This is a genomic window from Simplicispira sp. (assembly GCF_028687295.1).
Classification (GTDB): domain Bacteria; phylum Pseudomonadota; class Gammaproteobacteria; order Burkholderiales; family Burkholderiaceae_C; genus Simplicispira; species Simplicispira metamorpha.
Window position 1 is genome coordinate 1 of sequence record NZ_JAQUAL010000126.1, and the last position, 9,588, is coordinate 9,588.

The 9,588-nt window shown below is 59.9% G+C and carries 10 protein-coding genes; 7 read left to right on the forward strand and 3 right to left on the reverse strand.

Annotated elements, in window-relative coordinates; all coding sequences use genetic code 11:
* From PHX69_RS12690 to PHX69_RS12720, 7 genes are all read left to right on the forward strand, one after another.
* A partial coding sequence (locus PHX69_RS12690; protein WP_288044115.1) for an ABC transporter permease occupies positions 1-614 on the forward strand: 614 nt, incomplete at its 5' end.
* Positions 614-1,831 carry a M20 aminoacylase family protein gene (locus tag PHX69_RS12695; protein ID WP_288044117.1) on the forward strand — a complete coding sequence of 406 codons (1,218 nt, stop codon included), beginning with the start codon at positions 614-616 and terminating at the stop codon, positions 1,829-1,831. The genes PHX69_RS12690 and PHX69_RS12695, both read left to right, overlap by 1 nt.
* A 147-nt stretch (positions 1,832-1,978) precedes the next feature.
* Positions 1,979-2,890, forward strand: coding sequence for an ABC transporter permease (locus tag PHX69_RS12700; RefSeq protein WP_288044120.1), 912 nt, complete (start codon positions 1,979-1,981; stop codon positions 2,888-2,890).
* Positions 2,891-2,964: 74 nt separating this feature from the next.
* Positions 2,965-3,957, forward strand: a complete 993-nt coding sequence (locus PHX69_RS12705) for an ABC transporter ATP-binding protein (protein ID WP_288044121.1) — start codon at positions 2,965-2,967, stop codon at positions 3,955-3,957.
* Positions 3,954-5,096 (forward strand): ABC transporter ATP-binding protein, encoded by a 1,143-nt coding sequence (locus PHX69_RS12710; protein ID WP_288044122.1) that lies wholly within the window; start codon positions 3,954-3,956, stop codon positions 5,094-5,096. The genes PHX69_RS12705 and PHX69_RS12710 overlap by 4 nt, the downstream gene beginning before the upstream one ends.
* A 192-nt stretch (positions 5,097-5,288) precedes the next feature.
* Positions 5,289-6,116 carry a hypothetical protein gene (locus PHX69_RS12715; RefSeq protein ID WP_288044123.1) on the forward strand — a complete coding sequence of 276 codons (828 nt, stop codon included), beginning with the start codon at positions 5,289-5,291 and terminating at the stop codon, positions 6,114-6,116.
* Positions 6,117-6,298: 182 nt separating this feature from the next.
* Entirely contained in the window at positions 6,299-6,598 is a 300-nt protein-coding gene (locus tag PHX69_RS12720; RefSeq protein WP_288044126.1) for a hypothetical protein, read from the forward strand.
* A 299-nt stretch (positions 6,599-6,897) separates the two neighbouring features.
* Here PHX69_RS12720 and PHX69_RS12725 read toward each other — a convergent pair whose 3' ends face one another.
* The 3 genes from PHX69_RS12725 to PHX69_RS12735 all read right to left on the reverse strand — a co-directional run bounded on the left by PHX69_RS12725 (position 6,898) and on the right by PHX69_RS12735 (position 9,104).
* Positions 6,898-7,944: an IS630 family transposase gene (locus tag PHX69_RS12725; protein ID WP_288044128.1), complete on the reverse strand. Its 1,047-nt coding sequence runs from the start codon at positions 7,942-7,944 to the stop codon at positions 6,898-6,900.
* Positions 7,945-8,070: 126 nt separating this feature from the next.
* Positions 8,071-8,643 carry a PIN domain-containing protein gene (locus tag PHX69_RS12730; RefSeq protein ID WP_288044129.1) on the reverse strand — a complete coding sequence of 191 codons (573 nt, stop codon included), beginning with the start codon at positions 8,641-8,643 and terminating at the stop codon, positions 8,071-8,073.
* Positions 8,640-9,104, reverse strand: a complete 465-nt coding sequence (locus PHX69_RS12735; RefSeq protein ID WP_288044130.1) for a helix-turn-helix domain-containing protein — start codon at positions 9,102-9,104, stop codon at positions 8,640-8,642. The genes PHX69_RS12730 and PHX69_RS12735 overlap by 4 nt, the downstream gene beginning before the upstream one ends.
* Between the last annotated feature and the right edge of the window lie 484 nt (positions 9,105-9,588).

A 9,588-nucleotide genomic window follows, 5' to 3' on the forward strand; every position in this document is an offset into this window, starting at 1 on the left:
GCGGCACCTTCATCAGCCAGGCGTTCATGACCTTGTCACTGCTGGGTGTGTCGCTGCCCACCTTTTTGATCGGCATTCTGCTCATTTTGGTGTTTGCCGTGGTGCTGGGCTGGTTCCCCAGCTTTGGACGGGGCGAGGTGGTGCATATCGGGTGGTGGACTTCGGGGCTGCTCACGGCCAAGGGTTGGCACCACATCACGCTGCCAGCCATCACGCTGGCGATTTTTCAGCTCACGCTCATCATGCGCCTGGTGCGCGCCGAGATGCTGGAGGTGCTGCGCACCGACTACATCAAGTTTGCCCGCGCGCGCGGCCTGTCCAACCGGGCCATCCATTTTGGCCATGCGCTCAAAAACACGCTGGTGCCGGTGATGACGATCACCGGGCTGCAGCTGGGCGGGCTGATTGCTTTTGCCATCATCACGGAAACGGTGTTCCAGTGGCCGGGCATGGGGCTGCTGTTCATCCAGGCCGTGACGTTTGCAGACATTCCGGTGATGGCGGCCTACCTGTGCCTGATTGCGCTGATTTTTGTGGTGATCAACCTGGTGGTGGATCTGCTGTATTTTGTGGTCGATCCGCGCCTGCGCGTGGGCCAGGCAGGAGGGCACTGATGGCGTTCTCGCGTTGGAAAATCGGGGGCCGGGCCTTTGCCCATATCGCCCAGTACCACCCGGAGCTGACCGCGCTGCGCCGCGACCTGCACGCCCACCCGGAGCTGGGTTTTGAAGAGGTCTACACGGCAGCCCGCGTGGTCGAGGCGCTCAAGGTGTGCGGCGTCGATGAAGTGCATACCGGCATTGGCCGTACCGGCGTGGTTGGGGTGATCCGGGGGTGCGGGCAATCGAGCGGCGCCATGGTGGGCCTGCGCGCCGACATGGACGCGCTGCCCATGGCCGAGCACAACGACTTTTCCTGGAAATCCTGCAAGCAGGGACTCATGCATGGCTGCGGCCACGATGGCCACACCGCCATGCTGGTGGGCGCCGCCCGCTACCTGGCCGAAACCCGCAACTTTGACGGCACCGCCGTGCTGATCTTCCAGCCCGGCGAAGAGGGCTTTGCCGGTGCGCGCGTGATGATGGAAGACGGCCTGTTCGAGCGCTTTCCGGTGCAGTCCATCTACGCCATGCACAACTGGCCCGCCATGCAACCGGGCACCGTGGGCATCAACAGCGGCGCCATGATGGCCGCTGCTGACCGCGTCACCATCCACATTGCCGGGCGCGGCGGCCACGGCGCCCACGCTTACCAGACGGTGGATGTGGTGCTGGTGGCCGCGCACATCATCACCGCCGTGCAAGGCATCGTGGCGCGCAACGTGCGGCCACTCGATAGCGCCGTCATCAGCCTGTGCGCAGTGCAGGCGGGCGACCTGGGCGCCTTCAGCGTGCTGCCGGGCACCGCCACCCTGGTGGGCACGGTGCGCAGTTTTGACCCCGTCGTGCAGGCCATGGTGGAGCAGCGCCTGAAAGAGCTGTGCAGCGCCATCGCCCTGGGCTTTGGCGCCACGGCCACGGTGCAGTACGAGCGCATTTACCCCGCCACCATCAACACCGAAAGCGAAGCGCTGTTTGCCGGCGATGTGGCCGAGCGCCTGGTGGGCGCCGACAACGTGGTGCGCGACCTCGAACCCAGCATGGGCGCAGAAGACTTCTCTTTCATGCTGCAAAGCAAGCCCGGTGCCTACCTGCGCCTGGGCCAGGGCGGTGGCCCCAGCGCCTGTGCGCTGCACAACAGCCGCTACGACTTCAACGACGACATCCTGCCGCTGGGCGCCGCCTTGCACGCCAGCCTGGTCGAGCAGGCCATGCCCCTGGCCACGCCGTAAGGCACCCGCAGCAGCACCAGTGGCACACCACCATCGCACCATGAAACTCAAGCCAAAAACGGCCCCAAGCCACGCCAGTCAAGCGCAATCAGCTATTGTTTCAGTAGCGAAAAGCGCTGTGCCCCACCCCTGCAAGGCACCCGCGCCATGAAGGCAACCTTGCTGCGCTGGTGGGACAGCGATGTGGGCTACAGCCTGCGCACCTCGCCCATGGCGCTGGTGGCTGCCGCCGTGGCGCTGGTGTGCGTGTTCTGTGCGCTGTTTGCGCCCTGGGTGGCGCCGCACAACCCGTTTGACCTGGCCACGCTGGAGCTGAGCGACGCGCGCCTGCCCCCCGCCTGGAGCGAGCACGGCAGCGCCAAATACCTGCTGGGCACCGACGACCAGGGCCGCGACATCCTCTCGGCGCTGATCTACGGCGCGCGCATCTCGCTGGTGGTGGGCATCGCCTCGGTGCTGCTGTCGGTGGTGGTGGGCGTGGCGCTGGGGCTGTTGGCGGGCTTTACCGGCGGCTGGATTGACGGCCTGCTCATGCGCCTGTGCGATGTGATGCTGTCGTTTCCGGCCATTTTGGTGGCGCTGCTGATTGCGGGCGTGGGCCGGGCGCTGTTTCCCAACGCGCACGAGTCACTGGCCTTTGGCGTGCTCATCGTGTCGATTTCGCTCACCGGCTGGGTGCAGTACGCGCGCACGGTGCGCGGCTCCACGCTGGTCGAGCGCAACAAGGAATACGTGCAGGCCGCGCGCGTCACCGGCGTGGCGCCGCTGACCATCATGCGCCGCCACGTGCTGCCCAACGTGATGGGGCCGGTGCTGGTGCTGGCCACCATCCAGGTGGCCACGGCCATCATCACCGAGGCCACGCTGTCGTTTCTGGGCGTGGGCGCGCCGCCCACCTCGCCCTCGCTGGGCACGCTGATCCGGGTGGGCAACGACTATTTGTTCTCGGGCGAGTGGTGGATCACGGTGTTCCCCGGCCTGATGCTGGTGCTCATCGCCCTGAGCGTGAACCTGCTGGGCGACTGGCTGCGCGATGCGCTGAACCCGCGCCTGCGCTGAAATTTTGAGCAAAATCAGCCTCTAGCCCTTGCACGATCAGCGCAAGCAGCTATCAAAAAAGTAGCAATCGAACGATGAATCCACCCACCCCGCCCCTGCTCGAAGTCAAGAACCTGGTCGTTGAGTTTCCCAGCCGCCGGGGCACGCTGCGCGCGCTGGACGACATCTCTTTTGCCATCGCGCCGGGCGAGATTCTGGGCGTGGTGGGCGAGTCGGGCGCGGGCAAATCGCTCACGGGTGCGGCCATCATCGGCCTGCTGGAGCCACCGGGGCGCGTGGCGGGCGGGCAGATTCTGCTGGGCGGCCAGCGCATTGATAACCTGGGTCACGCGCAGATGCGCCACATTCGCGGGCGGCGCATTGGCGCCATCTTCCAAGACCCGCTGACCTCGCTGAACCCGCTCTACACCGTGGGCCAGCAGCTCATCGAAACCATCCTGGCGCACCTGCCCGTCAGCGCCGCCCAGGCGCGCCAGCGGGCCATTGATTTGCTGGGCGACACCGGCATCCCCGCGCCCGCGCAGCGCATCGACCACTACCCGCACCAGTTCTCGGGCGGCATGCGCCAGCGCGTGGTGATTGCCCTGGCGCTGGCCGCCGAGCCCCAGCTCATCGTGGCCGACGAGCCGACCACGGCGCTGGACGTGTCCATCCAGGCGCAAATCATCCAGCTGCTGAAATCGGTGTGCCACGCACGCGGCGCCGCCGTGATGCTCATCACGCACGACATGGGCGTGATTGCCGAAACCTGCGACCGCGTGGCCGTGCTGTACGCCGGGCGCATTGCCGAGATCGGCCCGGTACACGAGGTCATCAACCACCCCGCCCACCCGTACACGGCGGGCCTGATGGCCGCCATCCCCGACATGGCGCAAGACCGCGAGCGCCTGAACCAGATCGACGGTGCCATGCCCCGCCTCAACGCCATTCCCCCCGGCTGCGCCTTCCACCCCCGTTGCCCGCGCGCCTTTGACCGCTGCACCGCGCAGCGCCCCGACCTGCTCAGTGCCGGCGCCACCCAGGCCGCCTGCTGGCTGCACGACGCCGCAAGCGGGGTGCGCGCATGAACGACCAGACCGCTCGCCAGCGCCCCGACACGCCCGCTGCACCTGCTGTACCCGCCGTCGCCAGTCTCGCCAACAGCGCCACGCCCGCTGCTGCTGTCAGCGCTGTGCCTGTTGCTGCACCACCCGTCACCGCGTCCGCGCCAGTCGCCGCCCCGCTGGTGCAGGCGCACGACCTGGCCAAGACGTTTGATGTCTCGGCGCCCTGGCTCAACCGCGTGCTGGAGGGCAAGCCGCGCGCGCTGTTGCACGCCGTCGATGGCGTCAGTTTCGAGATCGAGAAGGGCAAAACCCTGGCCCTAGTGGGCGAATCGGGCTGCGGCAAAAGCACCGTGGCGCGCCTGCTGGTGGGCCTGTACGAGCCCACGCGCGGCGGCCTCACGTTTGACGGCCAGGACGCGCACGCCGCCTTCAAGGGCCGCAACGCCAAAGCCATGCGCCGCCGCATCCAGATGATTTTTCAAGACCCCTACGCCAGCCTGAACCCGCGCTGGCGGGTCGAGGACATCGTGGCCGAGCCGCTGCGCACGCACGGCCTGCTCCACGGCAAGGCGGAACTCCAGGCGCGCGTGGGCGAGCTGCTGCAATCGGTGGGCCTGAGCCCGCTGGATGCGGTGAAGTTTCCGCACCAGTTCTCGGGCGGGCAGCGCCAGCGCATCTCGATAGCGCGGGCGCTGGCCACCGAGCCCGAGTTTCTGGTCTGCGACGAGCCCACCAGCGCGCTGGATGTGTCGGTGCAGGCGCAGGTGCTCAACATCATGAAAGACCTGCAACGCCAGCGCCAGCTGACCTATTTGTTCATCAGCCACAACCTGGCCGTGGTGCGCCATGTGAGCGACCAGGTGGGCGTGATGTACCTGGGCCGCCTGGTGGAGCTGGCCGACAAGCACACCCTGTTCGACACCCCGCGCCACCCCTACACGCGCATGTTGCTCGACGCCATCCCCAAGATGCACGACACGGGCCGCGCGCGCACCCCGGTGCAAGGCGAGGTGCCGAATCCGCTCAACCCGCCGCCGGGCTGCGCTTTCAACCCACGCTGCCCGCACGCCAACGAACGCTGCCGCACCGAGCGCCCCGCACTGCTGAGCCTGGGCGGCATCCGCATCGCCTGCCATGCGGTGGAAGATGGGCGGGTTTGAGGGTGGGGATGGCATTTTTTGCGGTTGAGAAAATAGCTGTCTGCGCCCGTCCTATAAAGGTCAGAAGGTGAGCGAATGCTGGTCGCGCTCGTAATTTTATGAAGCGTAAGCTTCGTGTAAATATAAGTCTTACAGTGGTTACTGCCTGTAAAAATTTTTCAGGTAAATTTTTACAATCAAATTATTTTTCAGATGAAAAAAATCTTTCCGAAATTGGTAGTTTCTTTCACTTTTTTGACAATGGGGGTCGCTGCTTTTGCCCAAAGTAGTCTTGAAAATCCAAGCCAAAACAGCTATCAAAGCGGGATCGGCATCATTTCAGGTTGGGCTTGTAATGCAACGGGTAGTCAAGTCGATGTTCTGATTGATGATAAATATCCGTTCCCCATGGCGACAGGCACACTCCGAGGCGATACATCTGACATTTGCCGCCGAGTTGATACTGGGGTTAGCTATCTGGCTAACTTTAATAATTTTGGTGCCGGAAAGCACACAGCGCAATTGCGAATTAATGGTCGGCCTCAAGGCGAACCAGTTTCTTTTACTGTAGTTGTGCCCGCTGGTGAGTTTGCGCGTGGTTTGAGTAAAGAAGTGAGTGTCCCTGATTTTCCAGCGGTAGGTAGTACCACGGTTCTGGTTTGGCAAGAGAGTAGTCAGAACTTTGCAATAAAAAGCGTTTCTGCTGGCGGTGGAGTTGGGAGTGTTCCCGTTTATTTGGTCGCTAATTATGCTTGCGTAGCTGGTTCTGCAAGAGGTGCTGTGAATATTGACATGACAGGTTTTTCTACCTTGAATTTTCAAGATATGGCTAATGGTGTAGTGTATTCAGGAACAGGCCAGTTATCACCCAATGGTGTTCTTTCAGCTAATGCAACTGGTTCACTTGGTTCCATCCAAGGATCGGTAACTTACAGTGGGAACTTTGTTTTTTTGCAAGGTGATTCTTTTCCACAGGGCGCAGGGAAATGGTCGGCTTCGACTGGGGATTCAGGATCCTGGGTATGTTTCGGAATTCCTTAAAACAATGCTGAATAAATATATGAGTTTTCCGAATAAAATTTTCAAATGTAATACAATTTCTGCTAAAAATTCTATAAAATTAAAAAATTACAGATTGTAAATCTCAACGAGTCAACACTGCCTTGCTCCTCAAAAAAATAAGGCAAAGGCTCTGAATAATTCCTGATCTTTATGGAGTAAAAATGAAAAAACTAATTCTTGTTCTTGCAGTTTCACTACTCGCTGCTTGCGGCGGGGGCTCTGGTGTTGAAGGTGCTTACATAGAGCCAATGATTGGTAGTTTTACATTCAAGTCGAATGGCAAGGTTGATATGATTGGTATGGGCACTTATGATGAGAATAAAAATAAAGTTGTGAAAGAGGCATCTTATAAAGCTGAAGGTAATAAAATTACAATTTTTGTTGATGGTAAAGAACTTGTTTTGATGAGAGATAACGATGGATCTCTAAATTTAGGAAATGCTAAATTTTTAAAACAATAAAAATTGTAATTATCAATTTCGTGATTTTTTAAATAAAAAGTAATCAGCCGCCTTGCCTCTTCGAAGTTTAAGCGGTTTTTTTATGGGGCAGGTGTGAGTTGCGTTGTGTGGAGCGGGTCTTGTGCGGGCTACGAGGGCTTCTTGACTGACCGAAAAAGGAAAATATGGGCAAACGTATCAAAGTATCTGATCTGCATCAGCTTCGATGCCACACCTTATATTGACAGTGAAGTAGCGATTGCTTTTTATCTGACTGACATACTTTCGGAAAATATTGACTAGAAACAAAACAACTTGAATCAAGCGGCATATTTGACAGAATCTTTCCCAAAAAACTGCTGCACTTTTTTGGGCGATTTCTGCAAATGGCGCAAGTGCCCAATAGCCGCCTCTTTGAGTTGGCCCTTGCGCCGCGCCGGGGCCTGGGTCGTGATGGCCGCCTTGAGGTTGGCGTTGAGCAACTCGTTGGGGTTGAGCTCGGGGCTGTAGCTGGGCAGGTAGAACACTTCGATGTGCTCTTTGTTGTCCTGCAACCATGCCTGCACCTGCCGGGCGTGGTGCACCTTGAGGTTGTCCAGAATCAGAAACACTTTGGGCGCGCCTTCTTTCTGGCTCTCACGCACCAGACGGCGCATGAAGTCGATCAGCAGGGGCGCTTTCATGGCGCCCTCAAACACCTTGAAGCGCACCTTGCCCCGGTTGGTGATGCTGCTGATGATCGAGAGCCCTTCGCGGCGCCTGCGGATACGTATCTCGGGCGTTTTGCCCACCGGCGCATACGAGCGCCCACGCACGTCGTCCGAGCGCAGCCCCGTCTCGTCGGCCCAGTGAATTTCAGCACCTTCGGCCCGTGCCCGATCGCGTATGACCGGATACTGCTCGTTGAGCCAGCGCTGCACCGACTGCGGGCATTGCTCGTAGGCGCGCTCGACGGGCTTTTGCGGCGTAAAACCCCAGCGGCGCAGATAGGTGCCCACGCTTTGCAGCGTCAGCTTCAGGGCGCAGCGCTGCTTGATCAGTTGCTGCACCGCAGGGCGGCTCCACAGTGCAAAGTCCAGCTGCAACCCATCGGGGGTCTTGTCGATCAGCAGCTGGCGAGTCTCTCGTTCTTGATCTGCGCTCAAGGCGCGCAACGTTCCCAAGGGGCGACCGCAGCGCTTGTCCTGCAAGGCCGACTCGCCCTGGGCCTGGTAGCGTTGGCAGATGTCGAACACCCCAGTGCGCGACAGCCCCAGCTGCCGCGCTATGTCTTCGTACGTCCAGCCCTGATTGCGCAGTTTGATCACCTGCATGCGCCGCTCTTGCCGCGCCGCAGGACTGAGCTTTCTCATGTCGGTCAGTTTCATCAAGACAACATCCGGGTAATCAGAAATATTTCAAGTCGTTCTGTTTCTAATTAATAATTGGAATCTGCCCCCTATTTTTCAACGAAGACCGCAATATCCTGCATGCCCAGCAAGACAGACTTGACTCTAGAAGGCGGTTCTCCAGTCCTTGAGGATCGACACTGTCTGCGTCAGCCCCTGCTTGCGAAGGATGTCGAGAAACTCCTCGGTGGTCTTGGGTGGTTTTTTCAGCGAGGCCCGCTGCTCGGCTAGGGCCTGCAAAACCGACGCGGGGTGAAGGTCGAACAGGTCAACGATGAAGTCGTCCGGGTGCTGGGCAGCCAAGTGGTAGCGGCCTAACGCGCCAGCTGGAAAATCTTTCAAGTTGAAGGTGATGATGGTTTCAGCCCCGCTATGAATGGCCGCTGCCACCACATGCCGGTCATTGGGATCGGGCAGTTCGATGGCTGCAATCAGGTGCTCAAAGCCTTCAACCACGCTATCGCGCACGCTGGCATTCATCAGCACGCGGGTTTTTTCCAGCGCAGCAGGGTCAAGTTCGGGGCGCTGCCTGAGCAGGTTGCGAATCCACTCACCGTGGATGGCATTCGACCAGCGCGCACGAAACCTGTCTGTGAGCGCCAGTCGCATCAGCAGATCCCGCAGCGGTGCGGGGTAAAGCACGCAGGCGTCGTAAATGACCGTGAAGTTCGAGCTCATTCGTACCCCATCCCTAGCTCTTGGGCCTGCTCGGCCAGTGCATCCAGGGCTTGGCGTCGCTGGGCATCGATGCGCTCTTTGTAGGCAATCACATCCTGGTAGCGCACGCGGCGGTGGGTGCCTGTCTTGTGGAACGCAATTTCTTTGCTTTCAAGCAGCTTCACCAGATGCGGGCGCGATACGTTCAGGACGTCGGCGGCCTCTTGGGTGGTGAGTTCGGCATGCACCGGGATGATGCTGACGGCGTTGCCCTGACCGATCTGGGTCAGCACATCCACCAGCAGGCGCAGCGCCGAGATGGGTACGCGCACGGGGTGCGCTGTGCCTTGGTCATCGAATATCTCGATCTGCTGGGTTTCAGCGCGCATTTGCAGGTAGGCCGAAAGCGCCCGCCCGCTCTCGCGCGCCAGCGCCACCTCTTCGGCTGTGGGCATCGTCTGTGGTAGTTGGATGGTGGTCATCGGTTTACTCTCTTGGCTGTTGTGGGTACCAGCCCGCGAAGTTAAACGAAATAAACGATAGCCGCAATAAACGAAAAAATTGGTATGCGATGGAAAGGGATGATCGAAGGCTCTGTGTCATAGGCTGACAGCACCGACTCCATGGCACTGGCACGGGCTTTTTTGTGCGTTTTGCGCCTTTCTTTGCTGTCTGGGGAATTCGTGCAGAGAATCCCTGGGGTGAAGTGGGTGGCGCAAGCTGTTTCGTAGCTTGGGTTGCGCCCAATCCAACATGGCTTCATTATTGATAGCTGCTTGCGCACGCCACGTAAGCCCTGGAGCCACTTTTTGTCTGATTTTTTACCAAGGAACCTGCCCATGACCACATTCACCCTCTCCAGCCCCGACATCGCCAGCGGCGGCACCGTGCCGCAGCATTTCGAGTTCGACGGCTTTGGCTGCTCGGGCCGCAACGAATCGCCCGTGTTGCAGTGGAGCGGCGCGC

Coding starts and splice junctions, on each gene's coding strand:
- PHX69_RS12735 (WP_288044130.1), bottom strand. CDS start 9,104: ATGACCACCATCCAACTACCACAGACGATGCCCACAGCCGAAGAGGTG.
- PHX69_RS12725 (WP_288044128.1), bottom strand. CDS start 7,944: ATGAAACTGACCGACATGAGAAAGCTCAGTCCTGCGGCGCGGCAAGAG.
- PHX69_RS12710 (WP_288044122.1), top strand. CDS start 3,954: ATGAACGACCAGACCGCTCGCCAGCGCCCCGACACGCCCGCTGCACCT.
- PHX69_RS12705 (WP_288044121.1), top strand. CDS start 2,965: ATGAATCCACCCACCCCGCCCCTGCTCGAAGTCAAGAACCTGGTCGTT.
- PHX69_RS12715 (WP_288044123.1), top strand. CDS start 5,289: ATGAAAAAAATCTTTCCGAAATTGGTAGTTTCTTTCACTTTTTTGACA.
- PHX69_RS12730 (WP_288044129.1), bottom strand. CDS start 8,643: ATGAGCTCGAACTTCACGGTCATTTACGACGCCTGCGTGCTTTACCCC.
- PHX69_RS12700 (WP_288044120.1), top strand. CDS start 1,979: ATGAAGGCAACCTTGCTGCGCTGGTGGGACAGCGATGTGGGCTACAGC.
- PHX69_RS12720 (WP_288044126.1), top strand. CDS start 6,299: ATGAAAAAACTAATTCTTGTTCTTGCAGTTTCACTACTCGCTGCTTGC.
- PHX69_RS12695 (WP_288044117.1), top strand. CDS start 614: ATGGCGTTCTCGCGTTGGAAAATCGGGGGCCGGGCCTTTGCCCATATC.